This window comes from Micromonospora sp. NPDC047740 (assembly GCF_043204735.1).
In the GTDB taxonomy this organism is placed as follows: domain Bacteria; phylum Actinomycetota; class Actinomycetes; order Mycobacteriales; family Micromonosporaceae; genus Micromonospora.
The window spans coordinates 26,578-52,808 of sequence record NZ_JBIDCT010000008.1; the positions used below are offsets into that span (position 1 = coordinate 26,578).

At 72.1% G+C, this 26,231-nt stretch carries 23 protein-coding genes; 14 read left to right on the forward strand and 9 right to left on the reverse strand.

The window, feature by feature from the left end:
• Positions 1–39 precede the first annotated feature (39 nt).
• The 7 genes from ACGF4F_RS16260 to ACGF4F_RS16290 all read left to right on the forward strand — a co-directional run bounded on the left by ACGF4F_RS16260 (position 40) and on the right by ACGF4F_RS16290 (position 7,263).
• On the forward strand, positions 40–348 hold the full coding sequence (locus ACGF4F_RS16260) for a YbaB/EbfC family nucleoid-associated protein (protein WP_018786541.1): 309 nt from the start codon (positions 40–42) through the stop codon (positions 346–348).
• 8 nt (positions 349–356) lie between these two features.
• Positions 357–950, forward strand: a complete 594-nt coding sequence (gene recR / locus ACGF4F_RS16265) for a recombination mediator RecR (RefSeq protein WP_089004880.1) — start codon at positions 357–359, stop codon at positions 948–950.
• A 371-nt stretch (positions 951–1,321) separates the two neighbouring features.
• On the forward strand, positions 1,322–2,992 hold the full coding sequence (locus tag ACGF4F_RS16270) for an ABC transporter substrate-binding protein (protein ID WP_357439337.1): 1,671 nt from the start codon (positions 1,322–1,324) through the stop codon (positions 2,990–2,992).
• A gap of 90 nt (positions 2,993–3,082) precedes the next feature.
• Entirely contained in the window at positions 3,083–4,090 is a 1,008-nt protein-coding gene (locus ACGF4F_RS16275; protein ID WP_357439339.1) for an ABC transporter permease, read from the forward strand.
• Positions 4,087–5,127 (forward strand): ABC transporter permease, encoded by a 1,041-nt coding sequence (locus tag ACGF4F_RS16280; protein WP_393077974.1) that lies wholly within the window; start codon positions 4,087–4,089, stop codon positions 5,125–5,127. The genes ACGF4F_RS16275 and ACGF4F_RS16280 overlap by 4 nt, the downstream gene beginning before the upstream one ends.
• A gap of 55 nt (positions 5,128–5,182) precedes the next feature.
• A complete protein-coding gene (locus ACGF4F_RS16285) occupies positions 5,183–6,169 on the forward strand; it encodes an ABC transporter ATP-binding protein (RefSeq protein ID WP_393077977.1) in 987 nt (328 codons plus the stop codon).
• Complete coding sequence (locus ACGF4F_RS16290; RefSeq protein WP_357439344.1) at positions 6,166–7,263, forward strand: ABC transporter ATP-binding protein; 1,098 nt, start codon at positions 6,166–6,168, stop codon at positions 7,261–7,263. Before ACGF4F_RS16285 ends, ACGF4F_RS16290 begins: the two co-directional genes overlap by 4 nt.
• A 213-nt stretch (positions 7,264–7,476) precedes the next feature.
• Here ACGF4F_RS16290 and ACGF4F_RS16295 read toward each other — a convergent pair whose 3' ends face one another.
• A complete protein-coding gene (locus tag ACGF4F_RS16295; RefSeq protein ID WP_393077980.1) occupies positions 7,477–7,890 on the reverse strand; it encodes a hypothetical protein in 414 nt (137 codons plus the stop codon).
• Positions 7,887–8,531, reverse strand: a complete 645-nt coding sequence (locus ACGF4F_RS16300; RefSeq protein WP_357439349.1) for an HNH endonuclease family protein — start codon at positions 8,529–8,531, stop codon at positions 7,887–7,889. The genes ACGF4F_RS16295 and ACGF4F_RS16300 overlap by 4 nt, the downstream gene beginning before the upstream one ends.
• Positions 8,532–8,640: 109 nt before the next feature.
• Between ACGF4F_RS16300 and ACGF4F_RS16305 the strand changes: the two genes are divergently transcribed.
• The gene (locus tag ACGF4F_RS16305) at positions 8,641–10,122 is read left to right on the forward strand and encodes an MFS transporter (RefSeq protein ID WP_393077983.1); all 1,482 of its coding nucleotides are present in this window, start codon (positions 8,641–8,643) and stop codon (positions 10,120–10,122) included.
• A gap of 123 nt (positions 10,123–10,245) precedes the next feature.
• Here the strand turns inward: ACGF4F_RS16305 and leuA are convergent, their stop codons facing one another.
• Together leuA and ACGF4F_RS16315 are read right to left on the reverse strand one after the other, a co-directional pair.
• Positions 10,246–11,997: a 2-isopropylmalate synthase gene (leuA, locus tag ACGF4F_RS16310; protein ID WP_393077986.1), complete on the reverse strand. Its 1,752-nt coding sequence runs from the start codon at positions 11,995–11,997 to the stop codon at positions 10,246–10,248.
• A 350-nt stretch (positions 11,998–12,347) separates the two neighbouring features.
• On the reverse strand, positions 12,348–13,658 hold the full coding sequence (locus ACGF4F_RS16315; RefSeq protein ID WP_357439358.1) for an MFS transporter: 1,311 nt from the start codon (positions 13,656–13,658) through the stop codon (positions 12,348–12,350).
• Positions 13,659–13,734: 76 nt separating this feature from the next.
• Here ACGF4F_RS16315 and ACGF4F_RS16320 point away from each other — a divergent pair, with 76 nt between their 5' ends.
• Positions 13,735–14,724 carry an ArsR family transcriptional regulator gene (locus tag ACGF4F_RS16320; protein WP_393077989.1) on the forward strand — a complete coding sequence of 330 codons (990 nt, stop codon included), beginning with the start codon at positions 13,735–13,737 and terminating at the stop codon, positions 14,722–14,724.
• A 111-nt stretch (positions 14,725–14,835) separates the two neighbouring features.
• Here ACGF4F_RS16320 and ACGF4F_RS16325 read toward each other — a convergent pair whose 3' ends face one another.
• Together ACGF4F_RS16325 and ACGF4F_RS16330 are read right to left on the reverse strand one after the other, a co-directional pair.
• On the reverse strand, positions 14,836–15,366 hold the full coding sequence (locus ACGF4F_RS16325) for a nitroreductase family protein (protein WP_387275154.1): 531 nt from the start codon (positions 15,364–15,366) through the stop codon (positions 14,836–14,838).
• Positions 15,367–15,451: 85 nt separating this feature from the next.
• Positions 15,452–16,225, reverse strand: a complete 774-nt coding sequence (locus ACGF4F_RS16330) for a hypothetical protein (protein WP_393077993.1) — start codon at positions 16,223–16,225, stop codon at positions 15,452–15,454.
• Positions 16,226–16,473: 248 nt separating this feature from the next.
• On the opposite strand from ACGF4F_RS16330, the gene ACGF4F_RS16335 reads away from it, so the two are divergent.
• Together ACGF4F_RS16335 and ACGF4F_RS16340 are read left to right on the forward strand one after the other, a co-directional pair.
• The gene (locus ACGF4F_RS16335; RefSeq protein WP_357439372.1) at positions 16,474–17,739 is read left to right on the forward strand and encodes an aspartate kinase; all 1,266 of its coding nucleotides are present in this window, start codon (positions 16,474–16,476) and stop codon (positions 17,737–17,739) included.
• Positions 17,740–17,745: 6 nt separating this feature from the next.
• Positions 17,746–18,807, forward strand: coding sequence for an aspartate-semialdehyde dehydrogenase (locus ACGF4F_RS16340; RefSeq protein WP_393077996.1), 1,062 nt, complete (start codon positions 17,746–17,748; stop codon positions 18,805–18,807).
• Between the two features lie 158 nt (positions 18,808–18,965).
• On the opposite strand, the gene ACGF4F_RS16345 is transcribed toward ACGF4F_RS16340, so the two are convergent.
• The gene (locus ACGF4F_RS16345) at positions 18,966–20,342 is read right to left on the reverse strand and encodes a diguanylate cyclase (protein ID WP_393077999.1); all 1,377 of its coding nucleotides are present in this window, start codon (positions 20,340–20,342) and stop codon (positions 18,966–18,968) included.
• Positions 20,343–20,559: 217 nt separating this feature from the next.
• Here ACGF4F_RS16345 and ACGF4F_RS16350 point away from each other — a divergent pair, with 217 nt between their 5' ends.
• A complete protein-coding gene (locus tag ACGF4F_RS16350) occupies positions 20,560–21,339 on the forward strand; it encodes a phosphodiesterase (RefSeq protein ID WP_357439381.1) in 780 nt (259 codons plus the stop codon).
• A gap of 43 nt (positions 21,340–21,382) precedes the next feature.
• On the opposite strand, the gene ACGF4F_RS16355 is transcribed toward ACGF4F_RS16350, so the two are convergent.
• Positions 21,383–22,186 (reverse strand): alpha/beta fold hydrolase, encoded by an 804-nt coding sequence (locus ACGF4F_RS16355; protein WP_393078002.1) that lies wholly within the window; start codon positions 22,184–22,186, stop codon positions 21,383–21,385.
• 290 nt (positions 22,187–22,476) lie between these two features.
• On the opposite strand from ACGF4F_RS16355, the gene ACGF4F_RS16360 reads away from it, so the two are divergent.
• Positions 22,477–24,216: a bifunctional metallophosphatase/5'-nucleotidase gene (locus ACGF4F_RS16360; protein ID WP_357439387.1), complete on the forward strand. Its 1,740-nt coding sequence runs from the start codon at positions 22,477–22,479 to the stop codon at positions 24,214–24,216.
• Between the two features lie 146 nt (positions 24,217–24,362).
• Here ACGF4F_RS16360 and ACGF4F_RS16365 read toward each other — a convergent pair whose 3' ends face one another.
• Positions 24,363–25,643 carry an MFS transporter gene (locus ACGF4F_RS16365; protein WP_357439389.1) on the reverse strand — a complete coding sequence of 427 codons (1,281 nt, stop codon included), beginning with the start codon at positions 25,641–25,643 and terminating at the stop codon, positions 24,363–24,365.
• A gap of 110 nt (positions 25,644–25,753) precedes the next feature.
• On the opposite strand from ACGF4F_RS16365, the gene ACGF4F_RS16370 reads away from it, so the two are divergent.
• Positions 25,754–26,227, forward strand: a complete 474-nt coding sequence (locus ACGF4F_RS16370; RefSeq protein WP_393078006.1) for a hypothetical protein — start codon at positions 25,754–25,756, stop codon at positions 26,225–26,227.
• The last annotated feature ends 4 nt before the right edge of the window (positions 26,228–26,231 follow it).

Genomic DNA, 26,231 nt, shown 5'->3' on the forward strand with positions numbered 1-26,231 from the left:
GAGAAGGAGCCATCCGTGCGCCCAGGTGGACAGCCGAACATGCAGCAGATGCTGAAGCAGGCGCAGAAGATGCAGCAGCAGATCGCCAAGGCTCAGGCCGAGCTGGCCGAGGCGGAGCTGACCGGCACCGCGGGCGGTGGCCTGGTCACCGCCACCGTCGCCGGCACCGGTGAGCTGAAGGCGATCAAGATCGATCCCAAGGCGGTCGACCCGGAGGACGTGGAGACGCTGGAGGACCTGGTCGTCGCCGCGGTGCACAACGCCGCCGAGGCGGCCCGGGAGCTGACCGAGCAGAAGATGGGCCCGGTCGCGGGCGGGATGGGCGGCCTCGGCCTGCCCGGGTTCTGAGCCGGCAGATGTACGAGGGTGCCATCCAGGACCTGATCGACGAGCTGGGCCGGCTGCCGGGCGTGGGCCCGAAGAGCGCCCAGCGGATCGCGTTCCACGTCCTGTCGGCGGATCCGGCGGACGTGAACCGGCTGGCCGGTGCGCTGCGCAAGGTCAAGGAGCTGGTGCGGTTCTGCACCACCTGCTTCAACGTGGCCGAGTCGGAGCAGTGCCGGATCTGCCGGGATCCGCGGCGTACCGATGAGGTGCTCTGCGTGGTGGAGGAGCCGAAGGACGTGGTGGCGATCGAGCGGACCGGCGAGTTCCGGGGCCGTTACCACGTGCTGGGCGGGGCGATCAACCCGCTGGAGGGGATCGGCCCGGACAACCTGCGGATCCGCGAGCTGATGACCCGGCTGGGCGGGGGCGCGGTCCGCGAGCTGATCCTCGCCACCGACCCGAACACCGAGGGCGAGGCGACCGCGACGTACCTGGCGCTGATGGTCAAGCCGATGGGCATCGCGGTGACCCGGCTGGCGAGCGGCCTGCCGGTCGGCGGCGACCTGGAGTACGCCGACGAGATCACCCTCGGCCGGGCGTTCGAGGGGCGTCGGGCGATCTGAGCGCCCGCTCCGGGCACGGAGGTGGTGGCGGGCGCCTGCCCGGCCGGTGCCACGCCTCCGGCCCGCCCCGCTCGGGCCGCTGACCCGCTTGACGGCAGCGATGGTGCCGTAACCGGAATGTGGGATGAGTGCCGTTCGGCGCGTCGCTGGCCGGCCGGGGCGATTTGCGGGGATGGCCCGATCCCACCATCTGCTCACGACTGTGACAGTCCTGTTTGTCGCGAGATAGGTCTCTGTCAGACCGGCGGCTTGGTGTCGGCTTGATAGAGATTGCCTAACGGGCGTTCCGCTTCGGTGTGTCGTGTCATAGCCTCCCGCACACGGACTGAGCCACAACTTCGGCGTGGACAGGCGCATGACAGAGGTGAGAGATGCAGGCGAGCAGGCGTAAAGCGGCCGTGGCCCTCGCGGCCGCAGCCGCTCTGGCGGTCGGGGCGTCCGGCTGCGCCAAGAGCGAGCGCGACGGTGAGAGCGGTGGGGCCAAGACCGGCGGCACCTTCGTCTTCGCGGGTGCCGGTGACCCGAAGAACTTCGACCCGATCTTCAACGACGACGGCGAGTCCTTCCGTCCTATCCGGCAGATGTTCGACACCCTGGTCACGCACAAGCCGGGCACGGCGGACCTGGTGGGCGGCCTGGCGGAGAGCTGGGAGCACGACGCCGAGGGCAAGGTCTGGACCTTCAAGCTCCGCAAGGGCGTGAAGTTCCACGACGGCACCGCCTTCAACGCCGCCGCGGTCTGCTTCAACTTCGACCGCTGGTACAACATGAAGGGCGCCGCGGCCCAGGCGAACATGATCTACTACATGGACGTCTTCGGCGGTTTCGCCAACAACGAGGTTGAGGGCGCCGGCAAGGCGCTCTACAACAAGTGCGAGGCCAAGGACGACAACACCGCCGTCCTCACCCTCAACCAGTACAAGGGCGCCTTCCCCGGTGCCTTCGCGCTGACCTCGCTGTCGATCGCCAGCCCGGACGCGCTGAAGAAGTACGACGCCGACACGGTCAAGCAGAACGGCGACTCCTTCGAGTACGGCGCGTTCGCCAACGAGCACCCGGTCGGCACCGGCCCGTTCACCTTCGGCGGCTGGGACAAGGCCAAGGGCGAGATCACCCTGAACCGGAACCCCGACTACTTCGGCGACAAGGCCAAGGTCGACAAGCTGATCATCAAGATCATCAAGGACGAGAACACCCGCAAGCAGGAGCTGCGGGCCGGCACCGTCCAGGGCATCGACTTCCCGGCCCCGGCCGACCGCAAGGCGCTGGAGGGTGAGGGCTTCAACGTCATCAACCGCCCGGCGTTCAACATCCTCTACCTGGGCATCAACCAGAAGAACCCGAAGCTGAAGGACCTGCGGGTGCGTCAGGCGATCGCCTACGCCCTCAACCGTCAGCAGCTCGTCCAGACCAAGGGCCCGGGTGGCACCAAGGTCGCCGACGAGTTCATGCCGGACACCGTGCTCGGCTACGCGCCGGACGTGCAGAAGTACGACTACAACCCGGAGAAGGCCAAGCAGCTCCTCAAGGAGGCGGGCGCCGAGGGTCTGACGCTCAACTTCTTCTACCCGACCGACGTCTCCCGGCCGTACATGCCGAACCCGCAGGAGATCTTCACCGTCCTCGCCAACGACCTGCAGGCTGTCGGCATCAAGGTCAACGGTGTGCCGCGCCCGTGGAACGGTGGCTTCAAGGACGACGTGCAGACCTTCGGCAAACAGGACCTGCACATCCTCGGCTGGACCGGTGACTACAACGACCCGGGCAACTTCGTCGGGACGTTCTTCGGTCGCGGCAAGATCGAGTTCGGCGACCAGGCGATGACCGAGATGTTCGACGCCATCACCAAGGCCGACGGCACGGTCGATGAGGCCGGCAAGAAGGCCGCGTGGGAGCAGGTCAACCGTGACATCGCCGCCAAGTGGCTGCCGGCCGTGCCGGTCTGGCACGCCCCGCCGGCCATCGTGGTCACCAAGGACGTCAAGGGCATGGTGGCCAGCCCGCTGACCGACGAGCGGTTCAACAGCGTCAGCGTCGGCTGACACCGCCACTGACGCCGTACGCGGAATCGGCCCGGGCCGGGCTTCCCCGGCCCGGGCCGACCCGCTGTTATCGAGAATCTGGTGTGAGAGATGTTGCGAGTCATAGTCCGCCGCCTGCTCCAGCTGGTGGTGACCCTGATAGCGCTGTCGGCGCTCATCTTCATCTGGCTGCGGAACCTTCCGGGCGGTCCGGTCGACGCGCTGCTCGGCGAGCGGGCCACCCCCGAGACGCGCGCCCTGCTGACCAAGGCGCTCGGCTATGACCAGCCGATCCTGGTGCAGTACGCCAAGTTCATGCAGCGGGTGCTGACCGGCGACTTCGGCAACTCGATCCGGACCGGCGACGCGGTCACGGAGGTGATGGGGCGGGCCTTCCCGGCCACCATCGAGCTGGCCCTGGCCGCCATGATCATCGCGATCGGGTTGGGCGTACCGCTCGGTTACCTCGCCGCCCGCTTCCGTGGCCGGCTGCTGGACAACCTGAGCATCGCCGGCACTCTGCTCGGCATCTCGATCCCGATCTTCTTCCTGGGCTACCTGCTCAAGGACGTCTTCACCCAGAACATCCACTGGTTCCCGCCCTCCGGGCGGATCAGCACCGGCGTGGACAACACCAACATCACCGGGTTCTTCCTCCTCGACAGCTTGCTCACCCGCGAGTTCGACGTCACCGCCGACGCGCTGTGGCACCTGATCCTGCCCGCGTTCACCCTGGCCACCATCCCGCTGGCGGTGATCGTTCGAATGACCCGGGCCAGCGTGCTGGACGTGCTCAACGAGGACTACGTCCGCACCGCGGAGGCGAAGGGCCTGCGGCACAAGACCATCCGGGGCCGGCACGTCCTGCGCAACGCCCTGCTGCCCGTGGTCACCACCATCGGCCTGCAGACCGGCGCGCTGCTCTCCGGCGCGGTGCTCACCGAGAAGGTCTACAACTGGGGCGGCCTGGGCACGCTGATCACCGACTCGATCAGCGGCGGCCGCGACTACCCCGTGCTGCAGGCGCTGATCCTGCTGGCCGCGCTGGTCTTCGTGGTGGTCAACCTCCTGGTCGACCTCTCCTACGCCGTCATCGACCCGAGGGTGCGTGTGCGATGAGCGACCCGATCACCCGGCCCGGGGTGGCCGCCCCCCGCGACGGCGCCGACCCAACCGGCACCGGCGAACGGCCGGCGAACGCGACCGAGCGCGGCATCGGCCGGCTCGGCGACCGGAAGAAGGCGCGGCTGGACGAGCTGGCTCGCGCCAGCGCCGACAAGGGCGGCGTGAGCCTCGTCCGGGACGCCTTCCGCCGGCTGCGGCGCAACCCGGTCGCCATGTTCGGCGCGGCCATCGTCGCGGTGTTCGTCCTGGTGGCGATCTTCGCGCCGCTGCTCGCGCCGCACGACCCGGCGCAGCGTTTCGACGAGCTCACCAAGAACCTCACCGTCGACAGCATTCCCGGGGCCAGCAGCGATTTCCCCCTCGGGTCGGATCCGCTCGGCCGGGACTTCCTGTCCCGCCTGATCTACGGCAGCCGGCAGACCCTCTTCGTCGGCGTGTTCGCCACGCTGATCGGGCTGGCGCTCGGGGCGCTGATCGGCGCCGTCGCCGGCGCGTTCGGCGGCTGGGTCGACAACATCCTGATGCGGCTCACCGACGTGATGCTGGCCCTGCCGGCTCTGCTGCTGGCGATCAGCCTGGTCGCCATGGCCAGCCGGTCGAGCCAGTGGACCGTGATCCTCGCGGTGGCCATCGTCAACGTGCCGATCTTCGCCCGGCTGCTGCGCGGCTCGATGCTGGCCCAGCGGGAGAGCGACCACGTGCTGGCCGCCCGGGCGCTCGGCGTGAAGCAACGGTCCATCGTGCTGCGGCACATGCTGCCCAACGCGATGACCGCGGTGATCGTGCAGGCCACGCTGACCCTCTCCACCGCGATCCTGGAGGCCGCGTCGCTCTCCTTCCTCGGGCTCGGCGACCCGGACATCAACCGGGCCGAGTGGGGCCTGATGCTCGGTGTGGACGGCGTCCGCTACTTCGAGGTCCGGCCCGAGCTGGCCTACTACCCGGCGTTGGCGATCATCGTGGTCGCGCTCGGCTTCACCCTGCTGGGTGAGGGCATGCGCGATGCGATCGACCCGAAGAACCGGCGGTGACGGCGATGCGTCAGACCAGCACGACCGCCGCCGATCGGCGAGAGGAAGTGACCCGATGAGCCTGCTCGACGTACGCGATCTGAGCGTGGTGTTCCAGCGTCGCGGTGAGCAGTCGTTCACCGCGGTCGACAAGGTCAGCTTCAGTGTGGAGCCGGGGCAGACCGTGGGCCTGGTCGGCGAGTCCGGCTGCGGCAAGAGCGTGACCAGCCTGGCGATCATGGGCCTGCTGCCCCGGCGCGGCAACAAGGTCACCGGCGAGGTGCTCTTCGACGGCACCGACCTGCTCCAGCTCCGCCCGAACGACATGCGGGACCGGCGCGGCCGGGACATCGGCATGATCTTCCAGGACCCGCTCTCCTCGCTGAACCCGGTCGTGCCGATCGGCGTCCAGGTCGCCGAGGTGCTGGAGCGGCACCGCGGCATGGACCGCAAGGTGGCGCTGAAGGAGGCCCGGGAGCTGCTCGACGCGGTCGGCATCCCCGACCCGAACCGGCGGCTCAAGGAATACCCGCACCAGATCTCCGGCGGCATGCGGCAGCGCGCCCTGATCGCCATCGCGCTGGCCTGCAAGCCGCGGCTGCTGATCGCCGACGAGCCGACCACCGCGTTGGACGTGACCATCCAGGCGCAGATCCTGACCCTGCTCAAGCAGCTCGTCGACGAGACCGGCACCGCGCTCATCATGATCACGCACGACCTGGGCGTGGTGGCCGGCCTCTGCGACACGGTCAACGTGCTCTACGGCGGCAAGGTGGTCGAGCGGGCCGCCCGGCACGAGCTGTTCGCCCGGCCGCGGCACCCGTACACGCACGGGCTGCTCAACTCGGTGCCGCGGCTGGACTCGCCCCGGGGTGAGCCCCTGCACGCCATCCGCGGCTCCGTCGCCGACAACATCCCGTGGGTCGAGGGGTGCGCCTTCGCCCCCCGCTGCAACAACGTGGTGGACGCCTGCCTGGAGGGCACGCCTCCGCTCGAACCCACCGCCACCGGCGGCGACCTGCGCTGCAACAACCCCGTTTCCGAGGAGGTGGCGGTGCCGTGACCGAGCGGACCGGACCACTGGTCGAACTGCGCGACGTCAAGGTCCACTTCCCGATCAAGAGCGGCGTGTTCATCGACCGCACCGTCGGCTACGTGTACGCCGTCGACGGCGTCTCGCTGTCGATCAACAAGGGTGAGACGTACGGCCTGGTGGGCGAGTCGGGATGTGGCAAGTCCACCCTCGGGCGGGGCCTGCTGCGGCTGGTCGAGCCCACCGCCGGCGAGATCGTCTTCGACGGCACCGACATCCGCTCGCTGAAGGGCGAGTCGATGCGCCGGGCCCGCCGCCGGATGCAGATGATCTTCCAGGACCCGCTGTCCAGCCTCGACCCCCGCCAGTCGGTGGAGTCGCTGCTGGTCGAGGGGCTCAAGGCGCACGGCCTGGCCGGCGACAAGGCGGCCACCACCAAGAAGCTGCGGGAGGCGCTGGCCGCGGTCGGCCTGCCCGCCTCCGCGCTGAGCAAGTACCCGCACGAGTTCTCCGGCGGCCAGCGGCAGCGGATCGGCATCGCCCGGGCGCTGGTGCTCGACCCCGACCTGATCGTCGCCGACGAGCCGGTGTCCGCGCTGGACGTGTCGATCCAGGCCCAGGTGCTCAACCTGCTGGAGGACCTGCAGAACGAGCGCGGCCTGACGTACCTGATCATCGCCCACGACCTCGCGGTGGTCCGGCACATCGCCGACACGGTGGGCGTGATGTACCTCGGTGGCCTGGTGGAGGAGGCGTCCAGCGACGACCTCTACCGCGAGCCGATGCATCCCTACACCAAGGCGCTGATGTCGGCGGTGCCGGTGCCGGACCCGGTGGTGGAGGACCGCCGGGAGCGGATCCTGCTCGCCGGTGACCTGCCCTCGCCGACGAACCCGCCGGCCGGTTGCCGGTTCCACACCCGCTGCCCGTGGGCCCAGCCGACCCGCTGCGCCGACGAGCGGCCGGCGCTGCGCGAGGTGCTCAGCGGACACCGGGTGGCCTGCCACTACGCCGAGGACATCGCGGCCGGCCGGATCCGGCCGCACGAGGTGGAGCCGGAGCTGGTCCGGCCGGACGAGGGCGCGGCGCCGGGCGACCCCGGCGAGCTGATCCCGACACTCTGACGATTTGGTCGGCCGGCCCGGACGGGGCATCCCCACCGGGTCGGCCACCGGCCACATCGCGAACCGGCGGGTGGGCCCGGACCAAGCGTCCGGCCCACCCGCCGATCGCGTCATTCGGGGGTACGGCCAACTGGATCCGCAGCGGCGACCCGAGATGGCGGATCGGCCGCACCCGCCCCGACCGGACCGCTATCCAGCTGCGACGAGTTCGGGTCAGCCCTCGGGCCGGTTGAGCAGGGCCACCGCGATGGTGTGCACGGCGTCCAGCCCAGCCGGGTCGGCCAGCGGTGCCCGGCCGCCGGTCACCGCGTACCACTCGTCGGCGTCCTTGTACTGCACGGACAGGGTGACCTGACCGCCGGCGAGTTCGGTACGTAGGGTCAGCTCGCCGGTCACCACACCGACCTCGTCCGTCATCACCCCGCCCGGGCCGGCCGTGAAGTCGGTGATCCGCTGCTGCGGCCCGGCCGGCGCGCCACCGGTAGGCGCTCCCGGAACGGCGTCCGCGGACATGCCCGCACCGGACACGTCGGCGGGGGCGGGCGGAGCGCCGTCCACCGACATCCCGGCCGTGGCCGGCCCCGTCGGCGTCCCGTGCTCGCTCATGCCGGCACCCCGCTCGCTCATTTGCAGCCCTCCAACATGTCGGTGAGGGCGGCCTTCTCGGCAGTGGTCACCGTCAGCCGCCAGTAGTGCTTGACCGTCACCCAGTCCGCGGCGTATTGGCACCAGTACGACCGGTTCGCCGGCTTCCACTGGGACGGGTCCTGATCACCCTTTGCCCGGTTGGAGCGCGCGGAAACCGCCACGAGCTGCGGCCGGGTCAGGTCGTTGGCGAAGTCGCCGCGCTTCGAGTCGTCCCACTCGTCCGCGCCCGAGCGCCAGGCGTTGGCCAGCGGCACCACGTGGTCGATGTCCACGTCCGCCGGGTCGGTCAGGACCAGCCCGTCGTACCGGCTCTCCCAGTGGCCGCCGACCACGTTGCACCCGGAGAGCTTGATGCTCCCCCCGTCTCGTTGCAGCACGCTGTCCCGCACGTCGCAGTTCTTGCCCGTACCCCGCCAGTGCGGAAAACGGGTCCGGCTGTAGCCCTTCATCGAGCCGGCTGCGGCGACGGTCAGCTCGTCGAGTTGCTGGATGGCGTTGCCGGCGTCGCTCGGCGCCGCGTCCGGCTCGTCGACCAGCGGCACGCAACCGGCCGAGACGAGGGCGAGCGCCGCGGCGAGCGCGGCTGCCAACCCGGTACGGACCAATGCTCTCGTACGCACAGACGACACCTCTCCAGCTTGCGGGCTCCCGGCGAGTCCGCACAGTACCCCGGCCTCGGTTTCTGTGATTCGTGGCGTCGCGTGGGGGTGCCGGGCAGAGTGGATACCCATGACGGCACCTGCTCCCGCGCTCCGGACCAGCAACGCCGCCGGGCGGGGCACCCTGTTCGCCACGATCCTGGCCTCCGGCATGGTCTTTCTGGACAGCACCGTGGTCAACGTGGCGCTGCCCCACCTCGGCTCCGCGCTGCACGCGACCGTCGCCGATCTGCAGTGGACCGTCAACGGCTATCTGCTGATGCTGGCCTCGTTCGTCCTGCTCGGCGGTGCGCTCGGCGATCGGTTCGGCCGCCGGCGGCTCTTCCTGCTCGGGGTGGCGTGGTTCGCCGCGGCCTCCGTGCTCTGTGGCCTGGCCCAGGGGACCGGCTGGCTGATCGTGGCCCGGGTCCTCCAGGGCGCGGGCGGGGCGCTGCTGACCCCGGGCTCGCTCTCCGTGCTCCAGGCCAGCTTCCACGCGGACGACCGGGGCCGGGCGATCGGCATCTGGTCCGGGCTCTCCGGGGTCTCCACCACGCTCGGCCCGCTCCTCGGCGGCTGGCTGATCGACGCGCTCTCCTGGCGGTGGATCTTCTTCATCAACCTGCCACTGGCGGTCGGTGTCGTGCTCGCCGCGCTGCGCTGGGTGCCGGAGAGCCGGGACGAGACCGCCTCGCGTACCGGCGGCGGGCGGCGGTTCGACATGACCGGCGCGTTGCTCGGCGCACTCGCCCTGGGCGGGGTCACGTACGCCCTGATCGACGCCCCGGCGCGCGGCGCCGGCTCGCCGCCGGTGCTCGCGACGGCGCTGGCCGGGGTGGTCGCGGCGGTGCTCTTTGTGCTGGCCGAACGACGGCGCGGGGACAGTGCGATGCTCCCCACCGGCCTCTTCTCCAGCCGGCTCTTCTCGGTGCTGAACGTCTTCACCGTGGTGGTCTACGCGGCCCTCGGCGGTTTCACGTTCTTCCTCGCCGTGTATCTGCAGAACGTCGTCGGGTGGTCGGCGCTGCTCACCGGCCTGGCCACCGTGCCGATGACGCTGCTGCTGCTGGTGGGCTCACCCCGGGCCGGCGCGCTCTCCGCCCGGATCGGTCCCCGGCTGCCGCTCACCATCGGCCCGTTGGTGGCGGCGGTCGGCCTGCTGCTGTTGCGCCGGGTCGGCCCGGGCGCGTCGTACTGGACCGATGTGCTGCCCGGGGTCGGCCTGTTCGGGGCGGGGCTGACCCTGGTGGTGGCCCCACTCACCGCCTCGGTGCTGGCCTCGGTGGCCGACCGGTTCGCCGGGGTGGCGAGCGGGCTCAGCAACGCCGCCTCCCGGGCGGGAAACCTGCTGGCGGTGGCCGCACTGCCCCTGTTGGTCGGGCTCTCGGGCACCGGCTACGAGCAGAAGCCTGCGCTGACCGGGGCCTTCCGGGCGGCGATGTTCTGGTGCGCCGGCCTGCTGCTGGTCGGCGCCGCGATGGCCGGGCTGCTGATCCACCGACCGCCCAGGAAGGCGCCCGGCGCCCAGCCGTGCCCGTCGCTGCCCGCCTCCACCCCGCCCGACAAGCGGTGAAGGACGGACCGTTTCTCGACGTCTTCGATGGCGGAAGGGGGCGTCAACGGCCGGCCGGGCCCGGCGTACGGGAAGGGCCCCCGCTGGTGCCCGAGGCGCCAACCGGGGACCCTTCCCTGCCACTCAGTTGCGGGCGCGGTTGACCGCGCTGGTGACCGCCTTCACCGAGGCGGTCACGATGTTCGGGTCCACCCCGACGCCCCAGACCGTGCGGCCGTCCACCTCACACTCCACGTACGCGGCGGCCTGCGCGTCCCCACCCGAGGAGAGGGCGTGCTCGTGGTAGTCGAGCACGCGCACCGCCACGCCCAGGGACTGCAGCGCGTTGACGTACGCGTCGATCGGGCCGTTGCCGACCGCGGTGAGCGGGCGGACCTCGCCGCCGAAGCCGACCTGGGCCTCGATCTCGACCTTGCCGTCGGCGGTGCCGATGGCGTAGCTGGTCAGGGCGACCGCCGGGTCGACCTGGTGGTCGACCAGGTAGTTGCGGGCGAAGATCTCCCACATGGTGGCCGGCTCGACCTCGCCGCCGTCGTGGTCGGTGACCTGCTGGACCACGCCGGAGAACTCGATCTGGAGGCGGCGCGGCAGGTCGAGCTGGTGCTCGCTCTTCATGATGTACGCGACGCCGCCCTTGCCGGACTGCGAGTTGACCCGGATGACCGCCTCGTAGGTGCGGCCCAGGTCCTTCGGGTCGATCGGCAGGTAGGGCACCGCCCAGGTGAACTCGTCGACCGGCACGCCGGCCGCGGCGGCGTCGACGTGCAGGGCGTCGAAGCCCTTCTTGATCGCGTCCTGGTGTGAACCGGAGAAGGCGGTGTAGACCAGGTCGCCGGCGTACGGGTGCCGCTCGTGCACGGGCAGCTGGTTGCAGTATTCAACCGCCCGCTTGACCTCGTCGATGTTCGAGAAGTCGATCATCGGGTCGATGCCCTGGGAGAACAGGTTCAACCCGAGCGTCACCAGGTCGACGTTGCCGGTGCGCTCGCCGTTGCCGAACAGGCAGCCCTCGATCCGGTCCGCGCCGGCCAGCAGGCCCAGCTCGGCGGCGGCCACGCCGGTGCCCCGGTCGTTGTGCGGGTGCAGGCTCAGCACCAGGCTGTCCCGGCGGGGCAGGTGCCGGTGCATCCACTCGATCGAGTCGGCGTACACGTTCGGCATGGCCATCTCGACGGTGGCCGGCAGGTTGACGATCAGCTTCCGGTCCGGGGTCGGGTCGACCACCTCGATGACCTTGGCGCAGACCTCCAGCGCGTACTCCAGCTCGGTGCCGGTGTACGACTCCGGCGAGTACTCGTAGTGGATGTCGGTGTCCGGGGTGTGGATCTCCGCGTACTTCTGGCAGAGCCGGGCGCCGCTGGTGGCGATGTCGGTGATGCCGTCCCGGTCCAGGCCGAAGACCACTCGCCGCTGCAGCGTCGAGGTGGAGTTGTAGAAGTGCACGATGGCCCGGCGGGCGCCGCGCAGCGACTCGAAGGTCCGGTCGATCAGGTGCTCCCGGCACTGGGTGAGCACCTGGATGGTGACGTCCTCCGGGATCAGGTCCTGCTCGATCAGCTGCCGGACGAAGTCGTAGTCGGTCTGGCTGGCCGAGGGGAAACCGACCTCGATCTCCTTGTAACCCATCTGCACGAGCAGCTGGAACATCCGGCGCTTGCGCTCCGGCGACATCGGGTCGATCAGTGCTTGGTTGCCGTCGCGGAGGTCCACCGCGCACCAGCGCGGCGCGGCCTCGACCCGGCGGGTCGGCCAGGTGCGGTCCGGTAGGTCGAGGCGGAACTGCTGGTGGTACGGCAGGTAACGGTGGAACGGCATCCGGCTGGGGCGCTGCCGGGCGATCGGATCGGTCTCAGCTTCGGTGGCGGTTTCAGCCATCTCGGAATGCTCCCTGGGGGCATGTGGCGTCAGCAGATCGGAAGGTGTCGGCGAGATGCCGGGCGACGTTGCCGGGCGGTGCCGAGAAGAAGTTCGGATGTGCTGGACGGCGCGGTTCAACTCCGCGACGAGGTGCCGGCCGGTCAGGCCTCGTCGCGGCAGCCAAGGAGAAGGTGCGCCTGCCACATGACAAGGTGACCCTACGTGATCACGAGGCCCGGTGGTAGGTGGGTCCGCCATGTGAGACGTGGATCCCAGTCACCGCCGTGCCACGGGAGAGCGTCCGCGCCCGGGCTCGGGGACGGATCCAGGATCGCTCGACGACCGCAGGCGCGCCGCCCGGCCCCTGATCAACCCGGCACGCGGGTGGGCGTGTCGGCCTCTGGTCCACTCGCCGCACGGGCGCCCGGCCCGACCGGCGCGGTCTCGCCGAGGCGGGGGCGGCGGGCCGCCCAGCCGACAAGTGGCACCGCCGCGACCGCGGCGCCGGCGAAGAGCGCGGCCAGCGGGAACCAGCCCCAGCCGCCGGTGGTGACCCCGAGCGCGGTCAGCCCGGCCGGGCCGGCCAGGTACTGGAGCTGCCCGCCGAGCCGGAACGCGCCGACGTAAGCGCCCCGGTGCGCGGCGGGCGGAAGAGTGCTGGTGATCCCCCAGGCACCGGCCGACTGGACCAGCTCGGCGAGGGTGAGCACCACCGCCGCCACCACCAGCACCACGATCGTCAGCGCCCCGCCGGTCACCGCCGAGATCGGCAGGACCAGGCAGAACAGGGCGATCAACAGGCCGCCGACGCGCAGGGCCCGGCCGGCGCCGGCCACCGTGTCGGCGCCCCGGCTGGCGCGTACCTGGAGCAGCACCGCGAGGATCGTGTTGAGCAGCACCAGCGCCGCGATCAGGATGCGCGGTGCGTCGGTGTGGCTGAGCACCCAGAGCGGCAGCACCACCAGGTAGAGCGTTCCGTGCGCGCTGAGCAGCCCGGCCAGCAGGGACACCGCCATGAACGGCCGGTCGCGCAGCACGGCGAAGCGACTGGGCCCGTCAGCCGGTGCGGCCGCGACCGGCACCCGCGGCAACCGGTGCACGAAGATCGCGGTGACCAGCAGCATCGCCGCGTTGAACCAGACCATCCCCCGGTACGCGGCCAGCGTGTCCACGGCCAGCACCACGCCGCTGATCACCGCGCCCAGCCCGAAGCCGACATTGAGCGCCGAGCGCTGGTAGGCCAGCGCGGTCACCCGGTCCTCCGGGCGGAGCACGTTGATCGAGTAGACCTGCCGGGCCACCCCCGTGGTCGCGTCCACCACGGCCAGCGCGACCACCACGGCCAGGAACCCGGCGAAGCCGCCCACGAACGGGTACGCCCCGAAGAGCGCCGCCTCCGCCAGCATGCCGACCAGCCACACCCGCTGCGCGCCGTACCGGTCGGTGACGGCGCCGAGCGGGACCGTGCCGAGCAGGGACACCCCGGCGGCCAGCGAGAGGCCGAGTCCGACCTGGGTCGGGCTGAGCCCGAGCGCCCGGGTGAAGAAGACCGCGCTGCCGGCCTGGAAGAGGCCGTGGCCGACGGCGTACACCATGGCCTGCACGGCCAGGGCGCGGGTCAGGCCGGCCGGTGGTACGACGTGCCGGACGGCGATGCGGATGGTGTCCCTGGCCCCCATGAGCGTCGAGCAAACCGTGCCCCCCGCGGCCCGGTCGAGCCTTTTAGGCTGAGCCGAATCCTCGACGGGGGTGGTGATGTCACAGCTGCGGTTCGGTGCGGCCGACGTAGCGGGGGTACGCCTCGCCATCTCCCCGGTCGGCGAGACCGTCTCCAGCATGTGGGCGTTGGACGACCCGGTCCGGCACGCGGTGCACCTGCCCTGGATCGACCGGGCCCGGGCGGCGCTGCGCCGCCCGGACGTCGCGGTCCGGGTCCGGCCACTGGTCGAGCTGACCCGGCCGCGTCGCTGGCTGCCCGACTTCCTCACCCCACCGGCGGCCCGCCCCGACATCGAGTTGGCGGAGCAGCTGGAACAGATCGCCGCCACCCCGCCGGACGTGGTGGTCCGGGACCTGTTGGCCACCGCGCCGAGGCGCCCGCTGAGTCCGTTCGGGCAGGCTCTGCTCAACGACCCCCGTGCCCTGCTGCCGCAGCTCGTCACCGCCCTGCGGGTCTGGTACGACGAGGCGATCGCCCCGGACTGGCCGCGGATCCGCGCGCTGCTGGAGGCGGACATAGCCCACCGGGCCGCCCTGCTCGCCGACGCCGGCGCGGGCCAGTTCTTCGGCCAGCTCCACCCGACCCTGCGCTGGCTCGGCGACCGCGTGATCAGCGACGATCCGTGGCGGCTCGACTTCGACCTGGGCGGGCGAGGGCTGGTGCTCAACCCGGGGATCTTCACCGATCGCCGGGTGCTGTGGAACCTGTTGGAGGACTCGCCGCCCGCCGGGACGTACCCGGTCCGGGCGGTGGGGACGCTCTGGGAGGTGTCCCCCGTGCCACCCGGCGACCCGCTGGCCCGGGTGGTCGGGTCGGCCCGCGCCGCGTTGCTCAACCTCCTCGACACGGCGGCCACCACCACCGATCTGGCGCGCCGGGTGGGGATGTCGTGCGGGAATGTCTCCCAGCACCTCTCCGCGCTGCTCGCCGCCGGGCTGATCACCCGGACCCGGCAGGGCCGGCATGTCCTCTATCGGAACACCGAGGCCGGCATGGCCCTGCTCCGCGCCAGCCGCGGCGGCTGACCGCCCCCCGCCCGGCTTTGCAAGATCGTGCTCGACGCTGGATCGAGTGGCATCCCGGTCACTCCGAGGGCACTACTTCCTGGGTCGAGCACGATTTCGGCCCGGCGCGGGTCACCGGAGGAGGAGCGCGGCGAGGGGGTGGCGGCGGCGCAGCGCGGTCTCCCGGGCGCGCAGCTCCGCGGGGAGCGCGTACGGGTCGCCGAGGCGGCCGACGGCCGCCACCACCAGCGGCCGGATCCCGGGCGCCAGATCCAGTTCGGTGGCGAGGCCGGCCCGGTCGAAGCGGGTGAGCTGGTGCACGTGCAGGCCGAGCGCGCTGGCCTGCACGGTCAGGTGGGCGACCGCCTGGCCCAGGTCGTACGCGGCCCGTTCCGGGTCGCCGCCGGTGTGCGCGCCGACCACCAGCGCGGCGGCGTGCCGGGCCCAGGTCTGGTCGTGCTCGGGGAGGTTGACGAGGATCCGCTTCCAGGTCTCGTCCTGCCGGTGTCCCAGGGCGAACCGCCACGGCTGCGCGTTCCCGGCCGACGGCGCCCATCGGGCGGCTTCCAGCAGCGAGGCGGCATCGTCGCCGGCGAGTTCGACCTCCGGGTCGAAGGCGCGGGGACTCCAGCGGAAGGCGAGCAGCGGTGTGAGGTCGGCCATGGGGTAGAGCGTTCCGGATGGGTGTTGGCTGTCCCCGGCCGGGCCGGTCAGATGTGGTTAAGAGCACCCGTAACGGACAATAGGGTCAAGGCGTTTCCGGGCTCGGGCCGACGGTGGGCGAGTCGGTGCCGATCGGCTCGCCCTCGGTGACCGGGCCGGCCAACCGCACGGTGGCCGGGGCCGGGCCGGGCTCGCCGGCCAGCTTCAGGGTGCCGAAGGCGGCGCGGACCGCGGTCGGGGTGCCGTCCGGCCGGTAGCAGTAGATGCCCACGTCCAGCGGAGCGTTCAGCGACGCGGAGGTCGACTCGACCGAGTAGCACTGGCCGCTGACCCCGGCCGGCGGCGTGGCCGGTGACACCGCGAGCGGGGCCCGCCGGTCGGTGAGCACCTCCAGCGAGTCGGTGAACGGGTGCTGCACCCGGACGTCCTGCTTCCGGGGCACGGCGTCGTCCGGCTCGCCGAGACGTACGCAGCTCGCCGGTTCCGGGCGGCCGGCCGAGGGCAGCGCGCACTGGAAAAGCCCGTCGGCGGTGGCGGCGAGCGACACGTCGACTGTGCCGCCAAGCCCCCAACCGGGCACGTCCACCCGCCAGGTGCCGTCGTTCGCGCTGGTCACCGAGACCGTCCGGGCCGAGCCGTCCGTGCCGGTCAACGTGTAGGTGGCGGTGAGGTGCCGGTCCTGGGCGGCGGCCGCCAGGGCGGCCAGCTCGTCACGGGCCGCGTCCACCTCCGCGGGCGGGTCGGTGGCGCCGGGTGGGACCGGCTCCGGCGGGGCGGCGGTGCAGGCGGCCAGCAGCGCCGTCAGGACGATCGCCAGGGCACCGGTCAGCCGCCGGGCCGGACGGAGGTGAGCGTGCACCGGGACATTCTGCGGTGCCGGACGGGTCGGAGGAGCCCGCTGTACGGCTGTTCCGCCGGCGTGTCGCGGGGCCCGCCGGCGGAGTGTCCGGCCCTGGTGAGCCGCCCCACGCCGGGCCGGATGGTGGGATCACCCGGCCCGGTGACGCGCGCCGCCCGATACCCTGAGGAGGTCTGACAAACGCCGCCGGACCGGAATCCGGCGGCGTCGGCACGCTCAGGGTCGTCGCTGGGAGGGAGTGCACCGTCGTGGCACTCGTGGTGCAGAAGTACGGCGGGTCCTCCGTCGCCAACGCCGAGCGGATCAAGCGCGTGGCCGAGCGCATCGTGGCCGCCCGCAAGGCCGGCGACGACGTGGTCGTGGTGGTCTCCGCGATGGGGGACACCACCGACGAGCTGCTCGACCTGGCCAACCAGGTCAGCCCGCTGCCGCCCGGCCGCGAGCTGGACATGCTGCTCACCGCCGGGGAGCGGATCTCCATGGCACTGCTCGCCATGGCCATCCACAACCTCGGGTACGAGGCCCGCTCGTTCACCGGCTCGCAGGCGGGCGTGATCACCACCTCGGTGCACGGCAAGGCGCGGATCATCGACGTCACCCCGGGCCGCCTCAAGGGCGCGCTGGACGAGGGCGCGGTGGTCATCGTGGCCGGCTTCCAGGGCGTCTCGCAGGACACCAAGGACGTCACCACGCTGGGCCGGGGCGGATCGGACACGACCGCCGTGGCGCTCGCCGCCGCGCTCGACGCGGACGTCTGCGAGATCTACACCGACGTGGACGGCGTCTTCAGCGCCGACCCGCGGATCGTGCCGAACGCCCGGCACATCAAGCACATCACCTACGAGGAGATGCTGGAGCTGGCCGCCTGCGGCGCCAAGGTGCTGCACCTGCGCAGCGTCGAGTACGCCCGGCGCGCGGGGTTGCCGATCCACGTCCGTTCGTCATACTCGACCAACACCGGCACGATGGTCACCGGATCGATGGAGGACCTTCCTGTGGAACAGGCACTGATCACCGGGGTAGCCCACGACCGCAGCGAAGCGAAGATCACCATTGTCGGGGTGCCCGACGAGCCGGGTGCCGCCGCGCGGATCTTCGACACCGTGGCCGGCGCCGAGATCAACATCGACATGATCGTGCAGAACGTGTCCACCGAGGGCACCGGCCGCACCGACATCTCGTTCACCCTGCCCAAGACCGACGGCCCGACCGCGATGGCCGCGCTCAGCAAGATCCAGGACGTGGTCAAGTTCAAGGGCCTGCTCTACGACGACCACGTCGGCAAGGTCTCCCTGATCGGCGCCGGCATGCGCTCGCACCCGGGCGTCGCGGCCGGCTTCTTCGCGGCTCTCGGTGCGGCCGGCGTGAACATCGAGATGATCTCCACGTCGGAGATCCGGGTGTCCGTGGTGTGCCGGGACACCGACCTCGACAAGGCGGTCCGGGCCATCCACGACGCCTTCGATCTGGGCGGCGAGTCCGAGGCCGTGGTCTACGCGGGCACCGGGCGGTAGCCGGCCATGCCGTCGCTGCCCACCCTCGCCGTGGTCGGGGCGACCGGTGCCGTCGGCACGGTGATGTGTCAGCTGCTCTCCTCCCGGCGCAACGTCTGGGGCGAGATCCGGCTCCTCGCCTCCGAGCGTTCGGCCGGCCGGCAGGTGCAGTGCCGGGGTGAGCTGCTCACCGTCCAGGCGCTCAGCCCCGAGGCGTTCGACGGTGTGGACGTGGCGATGTTCGACGTCCCGGACGAGGTCTCGGCCGAGTGGGCGCCGATCGCGGTCGGCCGGGGTGCGGTCGCGGTGGACAACTCCGGCGCGTTCCGGATGGACCGGGACGTCCCGCTGGTGGTCCCGGAGATCAACCCCGAGCAGGTCCGCAACCGGCCCAAGGGGATCATCGCCAACGCCAACTGCACCACCCTGGCGATGATCGTGGCGGTCGCCCCGCTGCACCGCGAGTACGGGCTGCGGGAACTGGTGCTCGCGTCGTACCAGGCGGTGTCCGGGGCGGGGCAGGCCGGCGTGGACGCGCTGCACGCCCAGCTCGGCAAGATCGCCGGGGACCGGGTGCTCGGCTCCCGTCCGGGCGACGTGCGGCAGGCGGTCGGCGACGAGCTGGGCCCGTTCCCGGCCCCGCTCGCGCTCAACGTGGTGCCGTGGGCCGGCTCGCTGGCCGACGGCGGCTGGTCGTCCGAGGAGCTGAAGATGCGCAACGAGTCGCGCAAGATCCTCGGGCTGCCCGACCTCAAGGTCTCCGCCACCTGCGTACGGGTGCCGGTGGTGACCGGCCACTCGATCGCCGTGCACGCGGTCTTCGCCACCGAGGTGGATGCCGAGGGGGCCCGGGAGGCGCTGCGCAACGCGCCCGGCGTGATCCTGGTCGACGACCCGGCCGCCGGCGAGTTCCCGATGCCGATCGACGCCGTCGGCACCGACCCGTCCTGGGTCGGCCGGATCCGCCGCGCCGTGGACGATCCGCGGGCTCTGGACCTCTTCGTCACCGGCGACAACCTGCGCAAGGGCGCCGCCCTCAACACCGCCCAGATCGCCGAGCTCCTCGCCGCCGAACTCACCCGCTCCTGACCCGGCCCCGGGGCGCCGCCAGCGTCGGCCCTGGCGGGCGACGACCGGCTGGCAGCGGACGCTGGCCACCTCGCCGAAGTGGGGTGGATCAGGGGCGGGGATGCCGCCACTTCGCCGAGGTGGAGCGGATCGCGCCGGGGCGCGGCGGACATGAGCGGTCAGGCGGCGGCGAGGCGGACGCCGTCGCGGCCGTGCCGCTTGACCGCGTAGAGGGCCTGGTCGGCGCGGCGGAGGGTCAGGTCGGGGGACTCGCCGGGCTGGGGCAGGGCGACGCCGACGCTGATCGTACGGCCGGTCCGCCGGGCCGCCTCGGTGAGCCGCTCGGCGATCCGGACCGCCTCCTCGGGGCGGCTCACCTCGATCACCGCGACGAACTCGTCGCCGCCGGTCCGGTACAGCTCGTCGCCCTGCCGCAACGCCCCCTCCAGCGCCCGGGCCAGCCCGACCAGCAGCCGGTCCCCGGCCTGGTGGCCGTAGGTGTCGTTGACGTCCTTGAAGCCGTCCACGTCGATCGCCAGCAGGGCGGTACGCCCCGGCGTGGCGCTCGCGATCCGCCGGCCGAACGGCCCGGTGTGGCGCAGCCCGGTGAGCGGGTCGGAGTTGGCCTGCTCGCGCAGCCGGGCGAGCGTACGCAGCCGGTCGAGGCAGGTCCACGCCTGCCCGGCCAGCAGCTCCATCAGGTTGACCGTGGTCGGGTCGGGGCGCAGCAGCCGCTCGTCGGCGACCAGCAGCACCCCGCCGGCGTCCGGCGGCCCGACGGGCACCGTCACCAGGGTGCGCGCCCCGGCCCGGGCCAGCGGCAGGTGGTCCTCGGTCGGCGGGTGCCCCGCCTCGCCCAGCGTGTACGCCGAGCCCTGCCGGTGCGCCCCGGCGATCAGCCGGCCGAGCACGGCGGGGCCGGCCTCGGTCAGCTCGGCCCGGAGCCGGGACTCCAGCTCGCCGGGCGTGCCGGTCGGCGCGCTCAGCCGCGGCTCCGGCCGGTCGGCGAGAACCAGCACGGCGGCGGAGAGGCCCGAGACGTCCCGGGCCGCGGCGATCGCGGCGGTCATCAGGTCCCACTCGGTGGGCGCTGCGGTCATCGCGGCGGCGTGCCGGAGCAGCTTCTCGCTGCGGCTCTCGGCCGGCGGGCCGTCCAGCGCCACGATCCGGGCGCCCAGCCGGGCGGCCAGCCGCTCGGCGGTCTCCCGCCACCGGTCCAGCTCGACCGGGCCGCTCCACTGCAGGTCGAGCACACCGATCGGCCGGCCCGTCGGGCCACGCAGCGGCACGCAGACCTCGGCGGTGACATCGGGGCGTACCGGGAGATGGTCGGGGTCGGCGGTGACGTCGGCGACGACGGCGGGCTCGCCGGAGGCGTACACCCGGCCGACGATTCCGGTCTTCGGCGGCACGGTGGAGAAGACCTGCCAGGCGCCGGTCGCGGCGACGCAGCGGAGCCGGTCGTGGACCTGGAGCAGGATCGAGATGGCCGCCGGGGTGTGCCGGGCCAGCGCGGTGACCGTCCACCGGCACGCCTCAAGGGCGGTCGACGCCATCGGGAGGCGGACCGTGACGTCTCGGAGGACTCGCTCGTGATCCACGTCGTTCCTGGTCAAGGGGCCGGGGTGCGATCAAGGGTACTCAGCGGACGGTCCACCGACCTTCGTACGCATGTGCTATCCACAGGGTGTGGACGCCGCCTGTGGGTAAGGCGGGGCCGCGCGGCGGGGCCCGCGACGATAGCGTGAGGGTCCCGGGCCCGAGGAGGCGTCGATGCTCATCGCCCAGCTCAGCGACCCGCACGTGACCACCGGCCCGCTCGCCGCCGAGCAGGCGTCCGGGCTGCACCGCGCCCTCGGCCGGGTCCTGGCCCTGCGACCCCGGCCGGACTGCGTGGTGATCACCGGTGACCTGGTCAGCAACGGCCGCCCCGACGAGTACGTCGCGCTGCGCGACATCATCGGGCGCTTCCCGTTGCCGGTGCACCTCGCCACCGGCAACCACGATGATCGGGAGTCCCTGCTCGACACCTTCGGCGGCACCCCCTGCCTGGGCGGTGGCTTCTCGGCGTACTACCACGTCGACCACCCGGACGCGACGCTGGTGGTGCTCGACTCGCTCGCTCCCGGCGGCAGCGGTGGGCGGCTCGGCGAGGAGCAACTCGGCTGGCTCGACGGGGTGCTCGCCGGCCGGCCGGACGCGCCCGCCGTCGTGTGTCTACACCATCCGCCGGTCGCCGTCGGCGTCCCGGCCGCCGACGCCATCCGGCTCGCCGACGCCGAGGCGCTCGCCGCGGTGATCGGGCGGCATCCCCATGTCGTCCGGGTCACCGCCGGTCACCTGCACCGGGCGGTGACCAGCGCGTTCGCCGGGACGGTGCTGACCACCGCGCCGAGCACCTGGGTGCAGGCCAGCCTGACCATGAGCGAGGACGAGGAGATCGGGCTGGTCGCCGAGCCGACCGCCTTCCTGCTGCACCGGGTGGCCGACGGCGGCTGTGTCACGCACACCGTCCAGGTCAGCCACGCCGCCGGGCAGACCTGCTGGTTCTGAAGCCGTGGACCGGCCCTGGTCCGTCGGGTACGAGCCGGCCGGCTCAGTGCAGCAGGGCGGCACGCAGCGCCGGGGCCAGCGTCTCCGGCGGCACCTCGTGGAAACCACCCGCCAGGCTGAGGTGGGTGGCGCCGGGGATCGCCCCGGCCGTCGCGGCGGCCGCGTCCCGCAGCCAGCCCGGGCTGCCCGTGCTGTCCACCACGACCGTCGGTACGGCGATCGTGGCGAGCCGGGCGGCCGGCAGTTCGCCGCCGCCGGTCACCGTGGTGTCGTACGCCAGGGTGTGCGCCAGCCCTTCCATCCAGGCCCACTCCGGCGTGCCGCGCATGCCGGAGACCGCCTCGGCCGGCACCCCGACCGCCTCGATCAGGAACAGCCCGACCGCGTCGTCGCGTTGGCCCGCCGACACCAGTTCGGCCAGGCGTACGGCCAGCCCCGGCTTGGGGCCGCCGTGCGGCCCGGCCTGGAACGGGGGCTCGAACAGCGCCAGCGCGATGACCGGCAGCCCCTCGGCGGCCGCGTACGCGGCGAGGATCGCCCCCGAGGAGAGGCCGTAGAGGTGGGACCGGCCGCCCGTCCGGTCGATCAGCGCCGCCAGGTCCTCGATCTCCCGCCGCACCGCGTACGGCCCGGTGTCGCCGCTGGCGCCGCGCCCCCGCCGGTCGTAGCCGTACACCGTGAAGTCGGACGCCAGCGCGGCGGCCAGCGGACGGGTGGTGCCGCGGTCGTTGAAGGCCCCGCCGACCAGGATGATCGGCGGTCCCTCCCCGGCGGTCTCGTACGCGATCATGGTGCCATCGGCGGACCGCACCGTATCCACCGTCCAGGTGGTCCCGTTCGAGGTCATGGCTACTTTCTACTGCCGGCCCCGGACTGTGGGGGGCCGTGAAGGAATTCATCTGCCCGTCATGTCGGACTCTTCGGGCAGACCGGTGCACGTCGCCGCCCCCGTCCAGCATCCAGGTGTGCCGCCCCGGTCGACCGATCGCCCGGCGGATGAGAAGCTTGCCCCCGGCGGGGCGGCGTTTCCCCCGATTCACGCCGTCCGCCGACCGACCCCTGTCACGGCACACAGCAGGGTCGCCGGGCGAACCATCGTCCGGACCCGCCACGCGCCGGTATCTCACGAGGAGTCCCATGTCCGTCCCCGGCATGCGCCGGGCCGCTGTCGGCCTGGCCGCACTCGCCGCGACCGCGTTCACCGCGGTCGCCGTCCAACCGAATCAGGCTGAGGCCGATCCGAAGCCGGTTGATGTCAAGCTGCTCGCCATCAACGACTTCCACGGCAACCTCGAGCCGCCGACCGGCTCCAGCGGCACCATCGATGGCAAGACCGCGGGTGGCGCCGAATACCTGGCCACCCAGCTGAACAAGCTGCGCGGCACCACCGAGGAGGAGCGGGAGCGCACCATCACGGTCGGCGCCGGTGACCTGATCGGCGCCTCGCCGCTGCTCTCCGCGGCCTTCCACGACGAGCCGACCATCGAAACGATGAACCTGGCCGGCCTCGACTTCACCAGCGTCGGCAACCACGAGTTCGACGAGGGCGCCACCGAGCTGCTGCGCATGCAGAACGGCGGCTGCCACCCGGTCGACGGCTGCGCCGACGGCACCCCGTTCAACGGCGCCAAGTTCCAGTACCTCTCGGCGAACGCCTTCAAGACCGCCACCGGCCAGCCGCTGCTGCCGCCGTACGGCATCAAGAAGGTCGACGGCATCAAGGTCGGCTTCATCGGGATGACCCTGGAGGGCACCCCGCAGATCGTCAGCCAGCAGGGTGTCGCCGGCCTGAGCTTCGCCGACGAGGCCGACACCGCCAACAAGTACGCCCGCATCCTGCAGGCCCAGGGTGTGCAGGCCATCGTCGTGCTGCTGCACGAGGGCGGCGTGCAGAACGGCGGCGGCATCAACGACTGTACCGGGTTCAGCGGCCCGATCGTCGACCTCGCCAACCGGATGGACCCGGCCATCGACGTGATCGTCAGCGGGCACACCCACGCCGCGTACAACTGCAACGTCAACGGCAAGCTGGTCACCAGCGCCAGCTCGTTCGGTCGCCTGGTCACCGACATCGACCTGAAGATCGACCGGCGTACCAAGGACGTCATCAGCGCCAAGGCGAACAACGTCGTGGTCACCCGGGACGTCTCGAAGGACACCGCCACCACCGACCTGATCACCCACTACAAGACCGCGCTCGGCCCGGTCGCCGACAAGGTGGTCGGTGAGACCACCGCTGCGATCACCCGGAGCCAGGAGAACCTGTACCAGACCGGGGTCGACGCCAACGGCAAGCCGACGTACCAGACCGGTGAGTCGGCGCTCGGCAACGTGATCGCGGACGCCCAGCTCGCCGCCACCGACAACGAGCAGAACGCGGTGGCCGCGTTCATGAACCCGGGCGGGGTCCGCGCCGACCTCGGTGCCGGTCGGGTCACCTACTCCGACGCGTTTACCGTCCAGCCGTTCGCCAACAACCTGGTGACGCTGGACCTGACCGGTGCGCAGCTCTACTGCATGCTGGAGCAGCAGTTCACCGTCGCCCGGGTGCTCTACGCGTCCTCGACGGTGCACTACGTCGTCGACGTCAACGGCACCACGGCGCCCGCCAGCGCGCCGTGCAGCGGCACCCGGGTGGTCCGGGGCAGCCTCACCATCAACGGCACCCCGGTCGTTGACACCGCGACCTACCGGGTCACGGTGAACAACTTCCTCTCCGGTGGCGGCGACGGCTTCAGCGTCCTCCCGGGTGGGAAGAACCAGGTCACCGGCATGATCGACCTGGACGCCTTCACCGCGTACCTGACCGCGAAGTCGCCGGTCTCGCCGCCGGCGCTGGACCGGATCCAGACCACCGCGGAGGTTCCCGCCGCCTGACGGCGACCCGCACCACGACGGGCCCCGGAGCAGCCGCTCCGGGGCCCGTTCGCGTCCGGTCCTCCGCTCGCCTCAAGCGGCCGCCGGCGGGCGGCAACTCGGGGCCAACTCCAGCGGTCTCGAGGCCGCACTTTCCGAGGGTGCGCTCAGGCGACGACGGGCTGCGGCTGGGCCGCCGGGGCCGGGGCGGTGCGACCGTCCTGGGCGGCGGTCAGCAGCGGGCGCAACGACAGGGCCAGCGCCGACGCGGCCAGGCAGCCGCCCACCACGACGGCCACCCAGAGCCGCCCGTGTGCCGCCCCGATCAGCGGGCCGGCAGTGACCGGGCCGACGATCCCGCTGATTCCGAAGATCATCGAACTCATCGCGTTGTACCGGCCGCGCAGCTCGTCGGTGGCGAGCGCGTTGGTCAGCGCCGGCATCACCGGCGAGAGCATGGTCTCGCCGAACCCGAAGATCGCCGAGCAGGCCACCACGCCGAGCGCCGCGACCAGCGCGTTGCCCGTACCGACAACGCCGGCCGCGCCGAGGACCAGCCAGGCCGCCGCGAAGATCGCGCCCACCCCGGCGAGCGCCCGGGTCCGGCTGCGCCCCTCCATCCGGCGGATCACCAGCAGTTGGGAGAGGACGATCATCACGGTGTTGCAGGCGAGGGCCCAGGCCACCACCCGCGGCGTCACCTCCACCACCCGGACCGAGTACGCGGTGAAGCCCACTTCGATCTGCGCATAGCCGCAGGTGGTGAGCACCAGACCGAAGATGACCAGGCGCCGGAACGGCCGGTCCCGCAGCACGGTGAGGTAGCCCCCGGCCGACCGTGCCGCCGCCGTCGGGGCCTGCACCAGCCGGTGCCCGACGTGCGGCAGGGTCAGCAGGATCAGGCCCGGCGTCAGGTAGCTCAGCGCGTCCAGCAGGTAGATGGCCTGGAAGGTGACCGGGCGGGCGATGTCGACGACCGCGCCGGAGATCAGGCCACCCACCCCGATGCCGAGGTTGAGCAGGGCGAACTGGAGCCCGAACACCCGCTGCCGCTCACCGTCGCCGGTCAACGAGGCGAGGATGGTCGTCTGCCCGGCCCAGAGTGCCGAGCCGCCGATGGCGATCAGGGTGCTGACCGCGAAGGCCGTGCCGATCGAGTCGACCAACGCGAGCGAGCCGGTGCCGACGGCTTCGATCGCCAGGCAGGGCAGCACCACCCGGCGGGCGCCGAACCGGTCGATCAGCGTCCCGCCCAGCGGCGACAGGGCGAGCGTCACCGCCCCGAACCAACCGATGACCAGGCCGGCCTGGTTGTCGGTGAGCCCGCGTACGTCGGTGAGGTAGATGAAGAGGAACGGCAGGGTCAGACCGCGCCCGATGGCCGACAACAGGGTGCCGAGCAGGATCCGACGGGCTTCCGGGCGGGCGGGTAGGGCGCGGCGCAGCATGCCTGGATTCTGTTGCCTGGGTGTGACAGGCGGCGAGCGGATTTCGGCCGGTTCCGCGTTCGGCGGAGCCGGTCGGTGAGCAAGAACACGCTGTCTGACATGCTGGCCCGGTGACCGTGACCTGGCACCACCTGCCCGCACCGGCCCGCGAGATCGCCGCGGCCGCCAATGAGGCGGTGGCCACCGCCCGCGAGCGGGACGCCGAGGCGTACCGGCCGGCGGTGGAACGGCTGGCCGCCGCCGACCGGGCTGGCCTGGTGCTCGGCGGGGTGGTCCGGCTGCTGCTGGAGCAGACTCACCCGGACGGGCTGGACGGGGACGATGTGCGCCAGGTGCTGGAGCGCTGCGTCCGGTCCACCGCGCCGTGGTGGCCCGACGTCGACCCGCACGTGCTGCTGGTCCTGCTGGCGAGCGCCCTCGGCGTGTACGAACCCGGCGACGACGATGCGCCACCCGACCCGGCCGCGATCGCCCGGCACGCGCCGTTGCTCGTCGCCGACCTGCTGGCCGCCACCGACCGGCCGCTGGCGGACTACCTGGCCGCCGCGTTCGCCGAGGTCGCGCGCACCGAGCTGCACGACTGACGGC

Coding starts and splice junctions, on each gene's coding strand:
- ACGF4F_RS16260 (WP_018786541.1), top strand. CDS start 40: ATGCAGCAGATGCTGAAGCAGGCGCAGAAGATGCAGCAGCAGATCGCC.
- recR (WP_089004880.1), top strand. CDS start 357: ATGTACGAGGGTGCCATCCAGGACCTGATCGACGAGCTGGGCCGGCTG.
- ACGF4F_RS16270 (WP_357439337.1), top strand. CDS start 1,322: ATGCAGGCGAGCAGGCGTAAAGCGGCCGTGGCCCTCGCGGCCGCAGCC.
- ACGF4F_RS16275 (WP_357439339.1), top strand. CDS start 3,083: ATGTTGCGAGTCATAGTCCGCCGCCTGCTCCAGCTGGTGGTGACCCTG.
- ACGF4F_RS16280 (WP_393077974.1), top strand. CDS start 4,087: ATGAGCGACCCGATCACCCGGCCCGGGGTGGCCGCCCCCCGCGACGGC.
- ACGF4F_RS16285 (WP_393077977.1), top strand. CDS start 5,183: ATGAGCCTGCTCGACGTACGCGATCTGAGCGTGGTGTTCCAGCGTCGC.
- ACGF4F_RS16295 (WP_393077980.1), bottom strand. CDS start 7,890: ATGAGCGAGCGGGGTGCCGGCATGAGCGAGCACGGGACGCCGACGGGG.
- ACGF4F_RS16305 (WP_393077983.1), top strand. CDS start 8,641: ATGACGGCACCTGCTCCCGCGCTCCGGACCAGCAACGCCGCCGGGCGG.
- leuA (WP_393077986.1), bottom strand. CDS start 11,997: ATGGCTGAAACCGCCACCGAAGCTGAGACCGATCCGATCGCCCGGCAG.
- ACGF4F_RS16315 (WP_357439358.1), bottom strand. CDS start 13,658: ATGGGGGCCAGGGACACCATCCGCATCGCCGTCCGGCACGTCGTACCA.
- ACGF4F_RS16320 (WP_393077989.1), top strand. CDS start 13,735: ATGTCACAGCTGCGGTTCGGTGCGGCCGACGTAGCGGGGGTACGCCTC.
- ACGF4F_RS16325 (WP_387275154.1), bottom strand. CDS start 15,366: ATGGCCGACCTCACACCGCTGCTCGCCTTCCGCTGGAGTCCCCGCGCC.
- ACGF4F_RS16340 (WP_393077996.1), top strand. CDS start 17,746: ATGCCGTCGCTGCCCACCCTCGCCGTGGTCGGGGCGACCGGTGCCGTC.
- ACGF4F_RS16345 (WP_393077999.1), bottom strand. CDS start 20,342: ATGGCGTCGACCGCCCTTGAGGCGTGCCGGTGGACGGTCACCGCGCTG.
- ACGF4F_RS16350 (WP_357439381.1), top strand. CDS start 20,560: ATGCTCATCGCCCAGCTCAGCGACCCGCACGTGACCACCGGCCCGCTC.
- ACGF4F_RS16355 (WP_393078002.1), bottom strand. CDS start 22,186: ATGACCTCGAACGGGACCACCTGGACGGTGGATACGGTGCGGTCCGCC.
- ACGF4F_RS16360 (WP_357439387.1), top strand. CDS start 22,477: ATGTCCGTCCCCGGCATGCGCCGGGCCGCTGTCGGCCTGGCCGCACTC.
- ACGF4F_RS16365 (WP_357439389.1), bottom strand. CDS start 25,643: ATGCTGCGCCGCGCCCTACCCGCCCGCCCGGAAGCCCGTCGGATCCTG.